This is a genomic window from Azospirillum canadense, from assembly GCF_025961225.1.
Lineage (GTDB): Bacteria > Pseudomonadota > Alphaproteobacteria > Azospirillales > Azospirillaceae > Azospirillum > Azospirillum canadense.
Genome location: NZ_JAOQNG010000007.1, coordinates 860,324 through 877,596, shown reverse-complemented (window position 1 = coordinate 877,596; position 17,273 = coordinate 860,324). Strand labels below are relative to the sequence as shown.

Here is a 17,273-nt window from a genome sequence, read left to right as displayed (position 1 = left end):
CGGATGAAGCGGACACCTGCGGAACGGTTGCGCCGCGCCGCCATCCTGTGTTCTTACGGAGAGGCCGCCCCGTGCGGGGCCGGCTTTTTGCAGTGCCGGAGTGCCGACGGGTGAGCCTTCCCGACCTGACGCGCCAGCAGCGCAACATGGCCCGGCTGGCGCCGCTTATGAAGCTGGACCAGCAGAAGAACACCGTGCTCCGCACCATCCCGGAGACGGTGCGCGCCCAGGTCGACCTCAAGCAGGCGATTCTGTTCCTGCTCGACTATGTCATGGTGCAGAGCGGCCTCGGCCTCGGCGCCGAGCCGGCGGAGGTCAAGGCGGCGGTCACCGAGGCCATGCGCGTCGTCGCCCCGGTGTCGGAGGAGCAGGCCGCCCACATCGCCGATACGGTCCACGGCTGGCTGCTGCAGCCCGATGAGCGCACCGCCGTCTTCCGCGAAGACTACTTCGACTGTGCTGAGGGGATGTGGAAGTTCGAGGAGTTCCGCTACCTGCGCATCGTTGTGGACGAGGTCAGCGGCCGGCCGCTGCTGCGGCTGGGCGACGCTGGGGCCATCGTGCACATCGGCATGCTCGACCTCGACGACAGCTTCGCCGCGGAGATCGAAGCCGAGATCATCCGCCGCGCCATCGCGCGCGGCCGCTTCGACGACGCGGTGGAGGCGGCCAAGAGGGCGCTGAAGCGCTCCCAGAAATACCGCGCCGACTTGATCGGCTATCTGGTCCAGGCGCGCCGCTCGCTGGACGGCGGCAACTGGGTGGACAACGCCCTGCCCCTGCTGGAGGAGGCCCGTCGTCATCTGGAGGAGCGCCAGCGCGACGACCAAGCGGTGGTGCTGGCGGTGGCCGACAAGATCGCCAGCCTCGACGACGATCCGGCCAGCCTCGCCAAGGCGGTGCGGGTGCGCGAGCTGGTCGCCGACTGCCGGCGCCTCCACGCCGCCCTGTTCATCGACGTCTGCGAGGCCAACGAGACGTTCCGCGCCTTCCAAACCCGCGCCTTTGCCGTGCGCCGGGTGGAGGATCTGCCTGACCCCGAGGACGATGTCCTGCGGGCGTTGCTGCGTGCTCCCATCGGCCGCATGGAGGAGTTGGCGCCTGTGATCGGCGCCGCCTTCGCCGCCCCGACGGCGCCGGGGCTGCTCAACTTGCCGCGCTTCTGGGGCGAGATCGCCGACGAGGCGGCGGCCGAGGACCTGGAGGGCGACGGTGCCGACGCCGAGCTGCAGCCGCTCGACCAGCTTCCGCCGCTCTACGAGGAGGGCTTCATCCGTGACCTGGACGGCTGGCTGGTCGAGCGCGCTGCGCTGGAGCGCGAGCTGCCCGTCGATCGCGCGGTGCGCCTGCTGAGGACCGAACGTTCGGCCGAGGCGGCGCGTTGCGCCGTTCTGCTGTTCCTCCATCATTACCAGGACGGCACGCCCGGCCGTGCTTCGCCCTCCGCCCCGCTGCTGGTGTTCCGGGGCGAGGGGCCGCCGTGGCGCGTCGGCGCTATGGGCGGCGGCTTGTTGAGCCTGCGCCCGCGGGCGGCCGTGGACCAGAAAGCAGCCGAACATCGAGAAGGAAGGATGGATGCTGGGCATGGACGTTGAGGGGAGCGATGCGGGTGCGGCGGCGCGGCTGATCGGGCTGGGGCTTCGGCTGAAGCTGGACACCGCGCAGGACGGCGACTACCGCGAGCTGGTGGCGCGCTACGAGTCCTCGGGCGCCTTCCGCCGGCTGGTCGCGGAGATCGCCACCGGGCTGGGGCTGGAGGTCACCGGCGTGCTGGGCGACGCCGCGCGCGGCAAGCTGGTGCTGCGGCCGTCCGGCCCGAACAGCCCCTTCACCGCGCTCGCCGCCGACTTCAGCGATGCCGCGCGCGGACTGAAGCGCGGCGTCTTCGCCCTGGTCTACGTCGCCATCGCCGCCGCCTTCTGGCGCACCGCCGCGGATCTAAAGGCCGGCGACGGGGAGGTGCGGCTGACCCCGGCCAACGTGGCGGCACTGCTGCGGCAGCTCTGCGACCGGCTGGCCGCGGATGGCGAGGGGGCGGTACTGCGGGACAGCCCGCGCCTGCGTGACTCCTGGCGGGAGATCCGCGCCCTGCCCGAAGCGCGGGAGGAGGCGAAGCGCGCTGGCCGCAACGACCTGCTTGGCCTCTGCCAGATCGCCATGGACCGCCTGAGCGAGCAGGACATGCTGACCACCTACGCCATCGGCGCCGACACCTATTACCTGCCGACCCCGCGTCTGCGGCTGCAACTGTGCGAAACCCTGCGGCACGAGCTGCACCGGGCCCTGCTGAGCCTCCTCGACGCGAAACCGGAAGAACAGGAGGAGGAAGAGCCGTGCTGAAGGTCCGCCGCATCCACATCGTCAACGCCGGCTACGAGGAAGCGACCTTCGACGGCGAGACCTTCGACTTCCGCGATCCCGACGGCGGCGGCCCGGCGCACGCCGTCCTGCACGCCGAGAACGGCACCGGCAAGACGACCGCGCTGGGGTTGATCTTCAACACGGCGGTTCCCAAGGAATCGCGCTTCCTGCCGCATCTGGTGAAGCCGGACTACCAGTTCGCCGACTACTTCCCGCGCGGCGTCGGCGCCGTCGCCGTCGAATGGCACGACGCCGAAGGCCGCCACCCGGTGACGCTCCACCTCGTTGTGCCGCAGCTTCGCGGCGGGGACCGGCAGACCTGGCGGCGCTGGGCGCTGTTCCGCAGCGGGCCGGGGCTCGGTTTCGACGACCTGCCGCTGAAGGGCCTGGACGGCCGGGCGCGCACCGCCTTTACCGGGCGCGACGACGTCGCCGCCTGGCTGTCCGACCATCAGGCGCGCTTCGCCGACAGCCACGATTTCGAGACGGCGACGACTCAGGAGGCGTGGCGCGCGGTGCTGGAACGCTTCGGCATCGACACGCAGCTGATGGACAGCCAGCTGGAGTTCAACCGGCAGGAGGGCGGGCTCGACGCCTTCCTGAAGATCCCCGGCGAGGAGGAGTTCATCGCCCGCTTCCTCGCCCTCTGCCTGGTCGGGCCGGAGCGGGCCGGCGGTGGAGCGGGGTCCGGGTTGGCGGAACCGGTCTGCGCCCAGGTGCGGGCCATCGTGGCGCGCATGCAGGGCTATGACACGCTGATCGCCAAGCGCGGGCTGCTGACCGACCTCACCCGCGCCTTCCAGCCCTTCGCCGGCACGGCGCTGCGCTGGCGCGACCAGCGCCTGGATACGCTGCGCGCCGAATCCCACGCCGCCGCCCTGCGCCGCGCCGCCGGGCGGCGGGCCGACCGACTGGATGCCCAGGCCGCCAACGCGACGGCGGAAGCCGAAGCCCAAATCCGGCGCCGCGACGCCCTGGCCGGGGAGGCGCGGCTTGCCGGCATCGCCGCCGACGCGGCGCGCCTGATCCTGGCCGACGTCCGGGCCGGGGCGGCCGCCGAGGCGCGCGAGCGAACGGTCGACGAGGGAATCGCGGCCGAACGGCAGCGCACCCGGCTCGCCGCTGCCCGCGACCTGCGCGACGTGTTGGCGACCGAGGCGGAGATTGCCGGCTACGCCGCCGCCCTGGCCGAGGCCCGGGCCGCCGCCGTGGGGCCAAGCCGGCACGCCGCCCAGGCCGGCGCGACGCTGGCCGCCATGCTGGAGCGCGCCGCCGCCGAGCGTCGTGCCGCGCAGACGGACGCCCTCGCCGCGGCGGCGGAGGCCGAACGGAACCGGGACCGCGCCCGCAAACGGCGGACGGTGCTCGCCGCGGAAGAAACCACGCTCCAGCGCGAGGACGCCGCGCTCGTTGAGAAGATCGCCGCCGCAGAAAGGGCGCTCGACCAGCTCGCCGGCGACGGCTTCCTGCGGCCGAGCGAAGGGGTGCCGGCGGCGTTGGCCCGGTTGGCCGCGGAGCGGGACGAGGCCGCGGGGGCCGCCCGCGACGCCGACACGCGCGCCCGGCGCCATGAGACGGCGGCCGAGGAGGCCGGCCGCCGAGCGGCCGAGGCCGATGCCGCGCGGCGCGAAGCGCTGGCCCGGGCGGAAGCCGAACGGCGCGTTCTGGAGCGCGCCGAGCGGGCGCGCGCCGAGCTGGCCGGCGGGCCGTCCTGGCACGAGCATCTCGGACCCGGCGTCGGCTTCGGCCCGGCGGCGGCGGTCGCCGCCCAGGACCGAGCCCGCGACCGTGCGGAGGAAGCGCGCCGCCGCACGGCGGAGGCCGAGCGGATGCGCCGCGACGCCGACCGCATCGCCCGCCATCGCGTAGCGGCGGTGGACGCCAACGTCGAGCTGGTGCTGGAACGGCTGGAAGCGGCGGGCCTGCGCAGCGCCATCGCCGCCGCGTCCTGGCTGGCCGAGGTGGTGGGCGATGCGTCGGTCCTGCGCGCCTACGCCGCCACCGATCCGGCGGCCTTCGCGGGCGTCTTCGTTCAGGATCCGGCGGAGCTGGCCCGCGTCCCGGCGCTGAGCTTCGACGGTCTGCCGCTCGACCGGCCGGTGGCGGTGCTGCCGCCGGCCGACCGGCCGGGCGCGAGCGGCGAAGCGCGCACCGCCATCATTCCCGACCGCGCCGAAGCCTACGAAATCGCCGCCGCCGAGGCGCTGGTCGCCTCTCTGGGCGCCCGTGTCGGTGAAGCGGAGGCCGCCGCCGACCGTGCCGCCGCGGCCGCCGACGCCCTGGCCGCCCTGAAGGCCGCCGTCGAAGGCTGGCTCGCCGACTGGGGTGGTGGGCGGCTGGAGGCGGGCCGGCAGGCCGTCGCGGGCTTCGAGGCGGCCGCCGAAACCGCGCGCGCCGAGGGCGAGGCCGCGCGGGCGCTCGCGGAGGCGGAGCGGCGGGCGGCGGCGCAGGCCCGTCAGGAGGCCCGCAGCTACGCCGAAACCAGCGCCGCCTGCGCCCGCGCCCTGGCGGCGGTGGAGCGCTGGCAGCGCACGCAGGGTGAACCGCTGTCCGGCTGGCGGGTGCGCAGCGGCCAGATCGATGCCCGCCTGACCGCCCTGGCCGACGAGATGGCCTTGGAAGAGGCCGCCGCCGATGCCGCGCGGGAGCGTGCGGAAGAGGCACGCCACGCGGCGCAGGCCGCCGAACGCACGCTGGCCGACTTCGCCGCCGAGGCCGCCCGCATCGAACACCGCAACGCGCCGGCACCGGACCTCGTGCCGTCGCTCGACGACGCGCGCGCCGCCTACGCGACGGCGGCCGAGGTGCTGCGCCGCCTCCTGGAGGACCGGCTCGGGCCGATCCAGGGCAGCCTGGACCGCATGCGCCGCGAGTTGGAGCAGCGGCTGGACCGGCTGCGCCGCGACCATGGCGCTGTGGCCGAGGAGCGGGATGCGCTCGCCCCCGACGCCCGCGATCCGGCGCTGGAGGAGCGGCTGGCCGCTGCCCGCCACGCGGCAGGAGCGGCCCGCGAAGCGGTCGGCCGCGCCAAGGGCGAGGCGGAGCGCCTGGACGCCGAGGCCCGCAGGCTGCGCGCCGCCTTCCTGCGTCATGGCGCGGCGGGGCAAGAGGCGCTGGACGCCCTCGAACCGCCCGCCGACCGCGACCCCTACGCCCTAAGCCAGCTGGCCGAAGACGCCGACGAACGCCGCCGTGCCGCCGAGGCGCTGGCCGTCGTCGCCGGGGAAGCCATCGAAGCGGCGCGCGCCCGCGCCGTCCGCGCCGTCGCCGAGGCCGCCCGGCTGCGCGACCGCGCCCAGCCGCTGCCCGACGCGCCGGCCCCCGGCCTGGACCTGCCGGACTCGCTGGGCGAGGCTCTGGCCGCCCTCGACGCCGGGCGCAAGCGGCTGGAGGCCGCGGCGGCGGCGCTGCGCCGACACGAGCTGGCCCTGGCCGAAGCCTACGACGGGTTCCGCCGCGACGCGCGCGGCCATCGCGACCGGCCGCTGGAGGCGGTGCTGATCGACACGCTGGTCGCCAACGAGCCGGAGCCCGCCGCCGAGGATGTGGAGCGGCTGCAAACCCTGCTGGCCCACCGCATCGAGACCGTCCAGCAGGACATCGACCGCCACGAGTCCGACAAGAACCACGCGGTGGGCGAGATGGACGGGCTGCTGCTGGCCGCGGTCGGCCTGTTCCAGCGGGCGGTCAATCGCGGCGTGGTGCCCGACGGCGTGCCGCGCTTCGGCGGCAAGCGCATCCTGACCATGGCCTTCCGCCCGCCGTCGGCGTCGGGGGAGGCCGGGGTGGCGCTGCGCCGGAACCTGTGCGAGCGGGCGCTCGTCGATTTCGTGGCGTCGGGCGAGGTGCCGCGCACCGATCACGCCATGGCCGCCCTGCTGCTGGAACGCTTCGCCCGCACCGTCCATCTACGCCGTCCGGAGGAACCGGCGCTCGGCCTGCGCCTGCTGAAGTCGAACGACCAGGGGCGCATCCATCACCTGCCGGTGGCCGCCTTCAAGGCGTCGGGCGGCGAGACGCTGACCTCGGCGATGCTGCTCTACCTGCTCGTGGCGCGGCTGCGGTCGGAGGGGCGGGCGTCGCAGCGGGCGCGCATCGGTGGCGTGCTGATCCTCGACAACCCGCTGGGAAAGGCGTCCAACAGCCTGTTCCTGAAGATGCAGCTGGCGCTCGCGGCGGCGGTGGACGTGCAACTCATCTTCACCACGGCGATCAAGGACTGGGCGGCGGTCGGCGAGTTCCCGCAGGTCATCAAGCTGCGCAAGGAGACCACCGATCCGGCGACCGGCCGCATCTTCGTGAAGGCGACGCGCCAGTGGATTGGCCGGCCCGACGCCGCCACGGGCAAAGTGCCCGAGGCCGCCAAGGGATTTGAAGAGGCGGCGGCTGAAGGAGCCGATTGGCCGTGACGGCCGGCCTCGCACCCCGCTTGTCGGCGCTCGCCGACGCCCTGCTCCGCGACGGTCGGCGGCGCTGGCGGGTGGAGGCGGTGCGGGCGCTGTGGCGCAGGCACGAGCCCATCGCCGCGGCGGCGGAGGACGCGCCGGCGCGTTTCCGCGCCGATCTTGCGGCCTTGGAGGCGGCCGGCGTGCTTGCGCTGCCCACGTCGCCCTCTGCCTGGGACCTCGGCGTGGTGCCGCCGCTGCCGGTCACCGTGACGGTGACCGCGGCCGGGCCGGCCGTACCGGCTGTCCGAGGCCCGGCCGTGGCCTGGGTTCCGGAACTGGCCGCATTCGCCGCGGCGGAGCGCCACCCGGCCACGCTGGCGGCTCTGCGCGCCGTCAACGACTGGCTGAAGCGTCAACGCGGGCGCGCGGTGCCGGAGGTGCCGGTCACCGAACGCTCGCTGGAGATCTTCGGCGACGAGAAGCGGCTGGACAGCTTTCGGAACGGCGACGCGCTGTTCGGGGGACGGCTGCCGCTGGCGACGCTGGCCTGCCGGCGCCTGCCGCCGCTCCTGGTCTGGCACCCAGGCCCGGCGCGGGCCGAGGCGCGGATTTTGGTGGTGGAGAACGCTGCTGCGTTCGACAGCTTCCGCCGCTTCAACGAGCAGGCCGGGCTGTGGCGGGCGGTGGTATGGGGCGCCGGCAACGCCTTTCGCCGCACCCATGTGGGGCTGGACGCGCTGTTCGCCGCGACCGGAACCAAACACGCCGTCTATTTCGGTGATCTCGATCCTAAGGGCGTCGAGATCCTGGCGGCCGTCGCCCGCGAGCGGCTCGGCGACCTGACGCCGCACCGCGGTCTTTACACAGCGCTCGTGGCGGCCCGACGGACCCGCCGGGAGGAGGCCGCCGCCTCGGCGACCGGCACGCGCGCCGCCGATCTGTCCGCGTTCTTGCCTGAACTGGCGGATACGGTGCTGGATCTGTGGGCGCAAGGCTTCGTTTTGCCGCAGGAAGGGTTCGGCACCTGTGCCCTCACCGAGAACCCTGATCCGGCTTTTCATCCGTAAGCAGTCAGGCTGGGTGCAGCGTGGTGCATCGAGGCGAGTGTGGGCGGAATGAGCCGGTGTCCCCGATCTTTTCATGAGATGCGGAAGTAGTCTTTACGCAATTGACAAAACCGGACGTGCTCGCTTTCCGTGCTGGTGGGCAGCACGTAGCGGATCTCAACATCGGCATCGGTCACGACGACACGGTCGATGAGCAGCAATACGAGTTGCCGACGCTGCTCGAAGGTCGCGGCGGCAAGCCCGTGCTGGACACGCGTGCGGAACGCCTCCAGTGACGCTGCCACGCCAGCCAGATGCTGCTGGCGCGCGGCATCATTGCGCAGCAGCTCCTCCTGGCCAGCCAGGGCCTGCATCCGCTGCTCCAGGTCGCGCCGCCGTCGCTCATACTCATCGAGCGGAATGACCGCCCGTAGATAGGCGTCGGTGAGCCGTTCGAGCTGCTGGCCGAGGTGGGCCTGGGCGCGGCGCAGCGTCTCGCGACGCGCGAGCAATTCCTGCGGCAGCCACGCCCCGCCATGGGCGCGTGCCACCGCGGCGGCGAGCGGTTCCGGTTCCCTCAGCAAGGCGCAGAGATCATTCCAGACCACCTCGTCGAGCTGGTCAGCCGGGATAGAGCGAGCGGGGCAGCATGCCGCGCGGGACGCGCTGGTTCTCCGCCCCTTCCCGGTGCACAAATAGTAGGAGGTCCGCCCATTGGCCACCCGCGCCGTGCAGGCCATGCCGCAGCGCCCGCAGCTCACCAGCACGCGCAAGAGGTACGGGTGGGCGGTGTTGTTCCGCCGCGCGAAGGAGCGGTTGGTGGCCAGCTTCGCCTGGACCTCGTCGAAGTGCGCTTGGCTGACCACGGCGGGGACCGGTCCGACCGGGATCCAGCTGTCGACGGGTTGTGGCACCGCCGTGTCGTGTGACCGGCCGATGGGGTGCGTCGCCGAGCGCCGGTGCGTGGGTGGGCGGCAGCGCGTGCGTTGCGCATAAACCTGCCCGATGTAGGTCGGGTTGCACAAAATCCCCCGGATCGTCGGGCAGGACCAGCACGGTTTGCCCGAGGGGGTGGGGACGCCGCGCGCATCGAGATGGCGGGCGAGGTCCATCAGCGAGGTGCCCGGCTCGCGGTACAGGGCAAACAGCTCGGCCACGACGGCGGCCTCGGCCGGTTCGAGGGTAACACCACGCGGGTCGCGCGGCCGGTCCGGGTGCAGGCGATAGCCGTAGGGCGGATACGTCCATGGCAGCAGCAGACCGGCGCGCAGCTTGGCCAGCCGACCGCGGCGCATGCGCTCGGCAATCAGCGTGCGCTCATACTCCGCCACCGCCCCGCGGATCTGCAGCAGCAGATGGTCATGAGGGTCATCACTCATGGGACGGTCCAGAAACTCGGCGATGCAGCCAAACCGGGCCCACTCCTCCAGCAACACCATCTGGTGCACGTAGTTGCGCGCCAGGCGGTCCGGCGCGGTGACGAGCACACGGTCACACTCGCGGCTCTTCACGGCGTCACGCAGGCGGTCGAGCCCCGGGCGCGCCAACGTGGCGCCGCTGTAGCCATCGTCGCGGAAGACATGGCCCGGGTCGAGCACCCAGCCCTCGGCCGCGTGCGCGTGCACATGCGCGCTCAGGCGCTCGAGTTGCTGCTCAATGGTCTGGTGGTCGACTTGGTGGCTGGTCGAGACGCGACCATAGATCGCTACGCGCATGACACACCTCCGGCCGGATCGGGGGCGCCCACGTCGGGGTTGGCGCCGGTGCGGTCATCGCCCACTGCAGAAGGAGTTGATCGGCCCGGTCCCACCGCTGCTGACTGGTTGGCGTCGACACACCGGTGCGCCGAACGCGCCAAGGACACCGCTTTTGCCGCCGCATCCTTCCCTCCTTGGTGAGTGACCTCACCGCAGAGGTAGGACACAACCGCCTCCCACCCGCCGCCCCGCACGTGTGACAAGCTCAGCTGAAGCCGGCCTGTGCGCGTCAGGCAGAACTTGTCATTTGTGATTAGGCCATTGAGCGCTCGTTCAGCTGGATCAGCCGCTACCGCCGATTGAACACGCTCGTCGAGCGGACGAAGGAGCACCTCCTCGCCTTCGTCCAGATCGCCTTCGTCTCCATCCTCTCCAGGCGCTTGCAGCGGCTCGCGCCCCAGAAAGTCAGCGCATGATCTCTACGAACAGATACTAAGGATGGACATCGACAAGGCTCCTGTCAGCGGGCGGTCAGGACCGGGGTGCGCGGGGATGCAGCGGGGGCTTCGCACGCGCGGTCGGCACGGACGTCAAGGATTGTCTTGTTTAATGAAACATCGTCGTGATAAACGATACTTTACGGTTGCGCCGCGCGGCGAGTCAAGACCGATAAGGAGAAATTGTTGGGGGACATGCAAATGCAGGAGGTGACGGATTCCGCCGTCAACGGCGGGCAGCACCACTCCGCCGTGAACGGCGGCCAGCACCAGAGCATCGCCCGCCTCGACCTGCTGCTGTCGGCGCTGAGCGGCAGCCCGGACGACGGGTTGAAGCTGACCGACGTGTGCCGGATCACCGGGCTGAACAAGGCCACGGCCCACCGACTCCTGGCCGGCCTCGTGACCTACCGCCTGGCCGACCACGACGAGATGTCCGGTCGCTATTTCGTCGGGCTGAAGATTATCGGTTGGGCGCGCGCGGCGGAGAACCGGCATGGGCTGCTGCGGCTGTTCCAGCCGGCGCTGCACCGCTTGGCGCAGCGGTTCGGGGACGTCGTCTACAGGTCGATGCGCGTCGGCGACGACTCGGCTTGCGTCGCGCGCATCGAAGGGCCGTTTCCGATCAAGTCGCTGGCCCTGAACGTGGGGGATCGCCGGCCGCTGGGCATCGGCTCGATCGGCCTCGCCATGCTGGCGGCGCTGCCCGATCGGGAGGTCGAGCGGATCATGGCGGACGGGCAGGCGGCCCGGCGCGCCTACCGGATTTCCGACGACGAGCTGCGGTCGATGGTCGTGGAGGCGCGGCGGACCGGTTACGCCGCGGTCGATGGGTTGATCGTCCCGGGGATTTGCACCGTCGGCGTCCCGGTCCTTCGCAGGGACGGAACGCCGGTCGCCGGCATCAGCATGTCGGCCATCCGGGACCGGATGGACCCGTCACGCCAGGCCATCGTGGCCCAGGCCATCGCTGAGGAAATCGCGGAGGTCGGCGCCGCCGGGCTGTGACGGCGGCGCGGCGACCACAGCGGAGGTTACTCCCCCAGCAGCGCGTCGATGCGGCCGCGCAGCTCCCGCAGGAGGTCCCGCTGCCCCTCGTCCAGCGCGGCCCCCTGCGCCCGCACGTCGTCGAGGAGCTTGAAGGTCTTGCGGACGCCGACGATCATGCGCTTGGCCGCCGGGGCCGCGGCGCGCGCCGGCTTCTCCTCGGCCGCGCCCTCCGCAAACGCCTTGCGGGCCGCGCGGAGCGCCGCGACGGTGGCGCCGTCCTTGACCAGAGCCCACAGGCGCAGCTGAAGGTCGGGGTCGTCGGCGTCCACCATCTCGAACAGCGCCGACTTGCCGACGCGCCCGCGGTGCTGCGGGTATTCGTCGAGAATGGCGGCGGGCAAAGTAAGGACGTTCAGCGTCCGCGTGACCTCGGTCTTGTTGAGGCCGCTGACCGCCGCAAGCTGTTCGTGCGTGTAGCCGTGCTGCTCCCGCAGGGCGGCGAGGCCGGCGGCCGTCTCGATGGCGTCCAGGTCCTCGCGCTGCAGGTTCTCGATCAGCGCCAGCTCGGCGCTGTTGCCCTCTTTGACGAGCAGCGCGAAGACCGTCTCCTTGCCGGCGATGCGCGACGCGCGGACGCGCCGCTCGCCCCACACCAGCGTGTAGCGCCCGCCGTTGCCCTTGCGCACGCCGATGGGCTGGCGAAGCCCGACCTGCGCGATGGACGCGGCCAGCCCTTCCAGCGCCGCCTCGTCGAAATGACGGCGCGGCTGGTGCGGGTTGGGGTCGATCTTGTCCAGGTCCAGCTCGACCACCTCCGGGTGGTCGGCGGACACCCGGAACCGGGGATCGCTCGACACCGCTTCGGACGCACCGGCGATGGCCTTGGTGAGCATCTGCGACTTCGTCGCCTGGGACAGCAGCTTATTGGACATGGATGGCCTCGCCTTGGGCGGTGTCTTTGCCGGTGTCTTGGGCGTCTTCGTTACGCTGGGCCCGCAGCGCGATCACCGCGTCCGCGACTTCCTGGTAGCTCTGGGCGCCGGGCGCCGTGGGAAGGGCCTCCAGCGTCGGGCGGCCGGCGGCGGAGCCCTGCGGGTATTGGGTGGTGGCGGGCACCGGCGAGAAGATGCGGGTCTTGGCGCCGTACAGCTCGTGCAGCTGCGCCAGCGTCATGCGGTCCATGGAGTGGCGCTCCGCGAACATGGTCGGCAGGATGCCCAGCACCTCGACCCCCGGATTGACCCGCCGCCGCACCTTGGTTAGCGTGTTGTCGATCAGCATCGGCACGCCCAGCGCCGCCATCGGCTCGGTCTGGACCGGCACCAGCACATAGTCGGAGCAGTTCAGCGCGTTGATGGTGACCTGCCCCAGGTTGGGCGGGCAGTCCATCACGATGGCGTCGTAACGGGCCTCAATGTCGCCCAGCTTCTCGCGCAGGGCGAGGTTGCTGTTGGGATCGCCGGCCATCTCGCCGTCGGCCTGCGACAGGGTGAGGCTGGACGGCAGCAGGTCGAACAGCCCGCCGCACACCGGAACGATCGTCTGCTCGATCGGCCGGTCCTTCAGCAGCACATGGTACAGCGTGGCCCCCTCGCGATCGAGCGCGTAGGCGTCCACCCCCAGATGCATGGTGGCGTTGGCCTGGGCGTCCGCGTCGACCAGCAGCACCCGCATCCCGGACTTGGCGAGCAGGAAGGCGAGGTTGACCGCCGTCGTGGTCTTGCCGACGCCGCCCTTCTGGTTGGCGATGGACAGCTTCGTCGCGGTGCGCGCCGCGCCGGGGCCGGCGCCGCGCGCCGCCACGGCGGGAAGGCCCTTCGGCGCCGCCGCCATCTTGTCGCTGACCGAGATCAGCTGTGCCACGATCTGGGGGACGCGCTCGCTCCCGTTCTCCCACCGGCTGACCCGGTTGCGGTCATACCGCCGGCTGAGCTGGCCGTTCAGCCAGTCCGCCATGTCCTGCTGCCCCATGTTCCGGCCTTCGCGGAAGGCCCGCAGCTGTTCGCCTTTGATCGATGTCGAGATCACGGTCGTGGCCCGTTCAGGGAAATTTTGCCCGACCATGCCGGGACGTGACGGAATCGTCAACCCGTCACGGTGACGAAATCAGGACAATTGCCGCCATCTTTACTTGCCGCGCCGGCTGGGCGCCTCGAAGGCCACGTCGGCGATCAGGCCGGCGGTGAGAGAGGAGAGGGTGGACTTGAAGGTCGGCCAGTGGTTCATCCCCGCGGCGTCTGCGGTCGCGGCGGTGCGCGCCCGCAGGACGAGGCGGCGGACCCCGTGCGCCGCGTCCTCGACGCGCAGCGGCTCCAGCTCGCCCAGCAGCGGGGCCGGGACGCGGCCCTTCAGCGCGTGCAGGGCGGCGGCCCACAGGGCGTTCACGTCGTCGGCGTCGGGCAGGGGGCCGGGGTCGGCCTGTTCCGGCACGGCGAGCGCCTCGACCGTTCCCGTGCGCCGGGCGCGCCGGCCGGCGCTGTGCCGTTCACGCTCCAGGAAGGTTTCGACCACCTCCTCCTCGTCCTTGGCCTGGAACTCCAGCGTCACCGTCTCGATCTTGCGCCCGCGCCGCTTCATCTTGTCGTCGGGCATGCTGACCCGGAAGGGGGCGAGGTGGTTCACCTCCGCGATGGCGCGGTCGATGGTGCGGGTCCGCAGGATGCCGAAATCCTTGTAGGCGCCCTCCGGCACGTTCAGCAGCTTGCGCAGCGTGTCGATGTCCAGTTCCAGCGACGGGTAGTCCATCTGGTAGCGCTGCATCCCGATCTCGTAGAGCTTCAGGGCGTAGGTGCTGGTCACCTTGACCATCGCTGGCCCGGACAGTTTGGCCCAGAGCTGGGAGGTGCGCTGGATTTCCAAGAAGGCGTCGGTGAACTGGAAATGGATGTCGGCCGCGTCGCTGTCGTCCTCCTCCTCCGGCCGGACGTAGCTGCTGAGGATGCGCAGCTCGGCGCGCGACCGGCGCCCGCGGAAGGGGCCGATGACCACGAGGCTTGAGTCGAAGATCTCCTTCAGCGCGTCGAAGATGCGCTCGTTCCCCTTGTGGTTCCCGCGCACAACCCGCTTCGGCAGCCGGTAGAGCTTGTTGGCGAAGTTCTGGCTGCCGGCCAGATGGATCATGAAGTTCAGCATCTTCTGCGCCGGCAGCGACAGACGCGCGCCATTCGCCGGGTAGCTGTAAACGGCCTCCGCCGCCTTGATCAGGTGCTTGTAACCGTCGCGCTCGAAGGTGGCGTTGGCGACGCGCGCGGTCAGGCCCAGCGCGACGGGCGTCTCCTCCGGGATCGCCGGAACGGGATGGTCAGTCGCGCCGGCGAGGCTCGCGTCGATGATCGTGCGACCCTCCAGGTCGCCCGGCCCCACGACCAGCATGGTGCCGCCGGAATCGGAAGGGCTGGATTCCGAGGCGCCAGAATCGGCAACGCCGGATTCCGGGGTGCCGGTCTGCGCTGCCTTCTGAGCCTTCTTGCGCCGCGCTGCCGGCATTCCCATCCCTCCCGTGGATTGACCGAGCGTATTCAATCCTTACGCCACAAACAAGTAAGGAAAGGACTTTGCACCGAGGATCCGGCAATGTTCCGGGCATCCTTACGCCTTGGGGGCTTACCCTTACGCCCTGGGGCGTGGGGGCCAAGCCCCCGCCCCGTAAGCGTTCAGCCCCCACCTCGTAAGGATCAGGGTGGGCGACTCGTTGGATTCAGTGAGAATCCGCGGCCATGAATCCTTTTTGAATCCGAACAGACTCAAAAACGCAGGATTTGACCGGTTCACAGGGCTTTTGGCCGCCCAACGGACCGGACGCGGCGGCACCGGATTCACCCGTCCAGGCGACTCGAACGGCTTTATCCTTACGTCTTGGGGGCGGATCGGCCATCCGCAGCGTGCTTGAGCGGTTTGGCGTTCCTTACCTCCTGGGGGCAACCGACCGCACAGACGCCCCCAAGCAGTAAGGATGGAGGCGCGGAGTCCAGCTGAAGCCCGAATCGGGCACCACTTTCGAAGGTTCCAGGCGCGCCGCGGGGCGACTCGCCCCCGGGAAGTAAGGATTGTCGCTGCGGAGTGTTCCGCTCCGCCGTACCCGAAGGCCCCCAAGAGGTAAGGATGACGCCCTCGCACAGCGCCCGCCGCGCAACCGCTTCGGGAGACAGCCCCCAAGCGGTAAGGATTGAGGCGGCGGCCGGTCAGTGCGCTTGGGCGCCGAACAGTTTGCTCTGGGCGTTGCGGATGTGCTTCTGCATGCCGGACTTGGCAGCCCTGGCGTCACGGGCGCGCAGCGCGTCCAGAATCGCGCGGTGGTCGGTGCACATGCTGCGGGCGACCGCGTCGCCCGAATACTGCTTCTCAAATTCCGTGTAGTGGGGCGACTGCCGCTTCTTCCAGAGCAGGTCTGTGATCTCGACGAACACCGGGTTTCCGGTCATGGCGCTGATTAGCGCGTGGAAGCGCCGGTCGTGGTCGTGGAAGGCCGTCCGGTCGCCAATCTCCGCCTCCATCGCGTCGATCAGCCCGGCCATCTCGGCGAGCTGCGACTCGGTGGCCTTCCTGGCCGCCACCGCCGCGATCTCCCCCTCGATCACGCCGCGAGCTTCCATCAGCGACTCGACGCCGACCTCCTCGTTCGCGGGAACTTCCGTCTCGTTGGGAAGCTTCTGCGCCACAAAGACCCCGTGCCCGGTCCGGATGTCCACCCAGCCGTTGATCTCCAGCGCGATCAGCGCCTCGCGCACCGACGACCGGCTGACGCCCAGCTGCTTGGCCAAGTCGCGCTCGCCGGGCAGCAGCTGCCCGGGCGTGAAGTGCCCGTCGCGGATGTAGGTGATCAGGATGTTGGAAATCTGGCGGTACAAGCGCTCGACCTTAACCGTCGGCAGATCCATGGAACCATACTCCGGAACAGCGGTGGGGGCTGGGCGGCCCGAAACAGCGGTGCGGGCCTGAGCGGCCCGCGACGGCGCGTGCCGCTTCGAGTCGCGGCGCGGCCGTCCGCATAGGAATGCGCACAAGGCGGACCAACATCAAGCCCGCGCTCCGCGCCGCATGGGACATTCCGCGCCTTGTCAACTTGAGTCTTGTCACGGCCGACGGCCAAGCCTATCGTCGGTCCACTGGTCCGGCCAGTAGACCATCAGACCAGATGGCCGATGCCGTCCCTTCGGTCGCCGGACCGGGCTTTTCAACGAGGCACACCATGAAGATGACGTTCCGGTGGTACGGCGACAGCGACCCGATCCCCCTCAGCCACATCCGGCAGATTCCCGGCATGCACGGCATCGTGTCGGCGGTCTACGACGTTCCAGTCGGCGAGACTTGGCCGGTCGAGACCATCCAGGCGCTCAAGGACAAGGTCGAGGCGCACGGCCTGACGCTGGAGGTCATCGAAAGCGTTCCGGTGCACGAGGACATCAAGCTCGGCAAGCCGTCGCGCGACCGCCTGATCGAGAATTATGGCACCACGCTGCGAAACCTGGCGCGCTGCGGGATCAAGGTGGTCTGCTACAATTTCATGCCGGTGTTTGACTGGACGCGCACGACGCTTGACATGACGCTGCCGGACGGGTCCACGACGCTGGCTTTCGACGTGGCGACGGTTGACCGGATCGACGTCAGCCAGGGCATCTCGCTTCCGGGATGGGACGCCAGCTACCGCCCGGACGAACTCCGCGCGCTGCTCGCCGAGTATGAGGCCGTCGACGAAGAGGCGCTGTGGCGGAACCTGGAGTATTTCCTGACGCGCATCATCCCCGTCGCCGCGGAGGCCGGGATCCGCATGGCGATCCACCCGGACGACCCGCCGCGCCCGATCTTCGGCCTGCCGCGAATCGTGAAGGACCGCGCGGATCTGGAACGCCTGCTCGCCATCGTGGACGACCCGGCCAACGGCCTGACGCTGTGCTCGGGCTCGCTCGGCGCGTCGTGCAAGAACGACATTCCGGCCCTGGTGCGGGAATTCGCCGGGCGCAAGCGCATTCATTTCGCGCACCTGCGCAACGTGAAGGTGACGGAGGCCGGCGACTTCCACGAGACCAGCCACCGCTCCGCCGACGGCTCGCTCGACATGGCGGAGATCGTGAAGGCCTATTACGAGGCCGGATTCGACGGCTACGCGCGCCCCGACCATGGGCGCATGATCTGGGGCGAGACCGGCAAGCCCGGCTACGGCCTCTACGACCGCGCGCTCGGCGCTGTCTACCTGAACGGCCTGTGGGAAGGCATCGCCAAGGCCGAAGGTTGCGCGTGATCGACCGCTCGCACCGGCCCGCGCAGGACGCGGGCCGGCTGCGAATTTCCGCCTTC

Annotated in this window: 11 protein-coding genes; 6 read left to right on the top strand and 5 right to left on the bottom strand. The window is 70.8% G+C overall.

The genetic code is table 11. The features are described from left to right. Positions 1-110 precede the first annotated feature (110 nt). Genes M2351_RS31675 through M2351_RS31660 form a run of 4 tightly spaced genes read left to right on the top strand, consistent with a single transcriptional unit; the run spans position 111 to position 7,816 of the window. The gene (locus M2351_RS31675) at positions 111-1,595 is read left to right on the top strand and encodes a hypothetical protein (protein WP_264659992.1); all 1,485 of its coding nucleotides are present in this window, start codon (positions 111-113) and stop codon (positions 1,593-1,595) included. After that, positions 1,576-2,340, top strand: coding sequence for a hypothetical protein (locus M2351_RS31670; RefSeq protein ID WP_264659991.1), 765 nt, complete (start codon positions 1,576-1,578; stop codon positions 2,338-2,340). The genes M2351_RS31675 and M2351_RS31670 overlap by 20 nt, the downstream gene beginning before the upstream one ends. Further along, on the top strand, positions 2,334-6,770 hold the full coding sequence (locus M2351_RS31665) for a hypothetical protein (RefSeq protein ID WP_264659990.1): 4,437 nt from the start codon (positions 2,334-2,336) through the stop codon (positions 6,768-6,770). Before M2351_RS31670 ends, M2351_RS31665 begins: the two co-directional genes overlap by 7 nt. Beyond that, positions 6,767-7,816, top strand: a complete 1,050-nt coding sequence (locus M2351_RS31660) for a Wadjet anti-phage system protein JetD domain-containing protein (protein WP_264659989.1) — start codon at positions 6,767-6,769, stop codon at positions 7,814-7,816. The genes M2351_RS31665 and M2351_RS31660 overlap by 4 nt, the downstream gene beginning before the upstream one ends. A 71-nt stretch (positions 7,817-7,887) precedes the next feature. Here the strand turns inward: M2351_RS31660 and M2351_RS31655 are convergent, their stop codons facing one another. Then, positions 7,888-9,510, bottom strand: a complete 1,623-nt coding sequence (locus M2351_RS31655) for a recombinase family protein (RefSeq protein ID WP_264659988.1) — start codon at positions 9,508-9,510, stop codon at positions 7,888-7,890. 680 nt (positions 9,511-10,190) lie between these two features. Between M2351_RS31655 and M2351_RS31650 the strand changes: the two genes are divergently transcribed. Next, entirely contained in the window at positions 10,191-10,997 is an 807-nt protein-coding gene (locus tag M2351_RS31650) for an IclR family transcriptional regulator (RefSeq protein WP_264659987.1), read from the top strand. A 26-nt stretch (positions 10,998-11,023) separates the two neighbouring features. Here the strand turns inward: M2351_RS31650 and M2351_RS31645 are convergent, their stop codons facing one another. The 4 genes from M2351_RS31645 to M2351_RS31630 all read right to left on the bottom strand — a co-directional run bounded on the left by M2351_RS31645 (position 11,024) and on the right by M2351_RS31630 (position 15,856). Next, a complete protein-coding gene (locus M2351_RS31645) occupies positions 11,024-11,911 on the bottom strand; it encodes a ParB/RepB/Spo0J family partition protein (RefSeq protein ID WP_264659986.1) in 888 nt (295 codons plus the stop codon). Next, the gene (locus M2351_RS31640) at positions 11,901-13,007 is read right to left on the bottom strand and encodes an AAA family ATPase (RefSeq protein ID WP_264659985.1); all 1,107 of its coding nucleotides are present in this window, start codon (positions 13,005-13,007) and stop codon (positions 11,901-11,903) included. Before M2351_RS31640 ends, M2351_RS31645 begins: the two co-directional genes overlap by 11 nt. 99 nt (positions 13,008-13,106) lie before the next feature. After that, a complete protein-coding gene (locus M2351_RS31635; RefSeq protein WP_264659984.1) occupies positions 13,107-14,465 on the bottom strand; it encodes a replication initiation protein in 1,359 nt (452 codons plus the stop codon). Between the two features lie 695 nt (positions 14,466-15,160). Then, positions 15,161-15,856, bottom strand: coding sequence for a FadR/GntR family transcriptional regulator (locus M2351_RS31630; protein WP_264659983.1), 696 nt, complete (start codon positions 15,854-15,856; stop codon positions 15,161-15,163). Positions 15,857-16,167: 311 nt separating this feature from the next. Here M2351_RS31630 and uxuA point away from each other — a divergent pair, with 311 nt between their 5' ends. After that, positions 16,168-17,217, top strand: a complete 1,050-nt coding sequence (uxuA, locus tag M2351_RS31625) for a mannonate dehydratase (protein ID WP_264659982.1) — start codon at positions 16,168-16,170, stop codon at positions 17,215-17,217. Positions 17,218-17,273: the final 56 nt, after the last annotated feature.

What these genes read in the sequence shown, in the direction of transcription:
- M2351_RS31670 (WP_264659991.1), top strand. Translation starts at nt 1,576, where the DNA reads ATGCTGGGCATGGACGTTGAGGGGAGCGATGCGGGTGCGGCGGCGCGG.
- M2351_RS31655 (WP_264659988.1), bottom strand. Translation starts at nt 9,510, where the DNA reads ATGCGCGTAGCGATCTATGGTCGCGTCTCGACCAGCCACCAAGTCGAC.
- M2351_RS31650 (WP_264659987.1), top strand. Translation starts at nt 10,191, where the DNA reads ATGCAGGAGGTGACGGATTCCGCCGTCAACGGCGGGCAGCACCACTCC.
- M2351_RS31645 (WP_264659986.1), bottom strand. Translation starts at nt 11,911, where the DNA reads ATGTCCAATAAGCTGCTGTCCCAGGCGACGAAGTCGCAGATGCTCACC.
- M2351_RS31635 (WP_264659984.1), bottom strand. Translation starts at nt 14,465, where the DNA reads ATGCCGGCAGCGCGGCGCAAGAAGGCTCAGAAGGCAGCGCAGACCGGC.
- M2351_RS31630 (WP_264659983.1), bottom strand. Translation starts at nt 15,856, where the DNA reads ATGGATCTGCCGACGGTTAAGGTCGAGCGCTTGTACCGCCAGATTTCC.
- uxuA (WP_264659982.1), top strand. Translation starts at nt 16,168, where the DNA reads ATGAAGATGACGTTCCGGTGGTACGGCGACAGCGACCCGATCCCCCTC.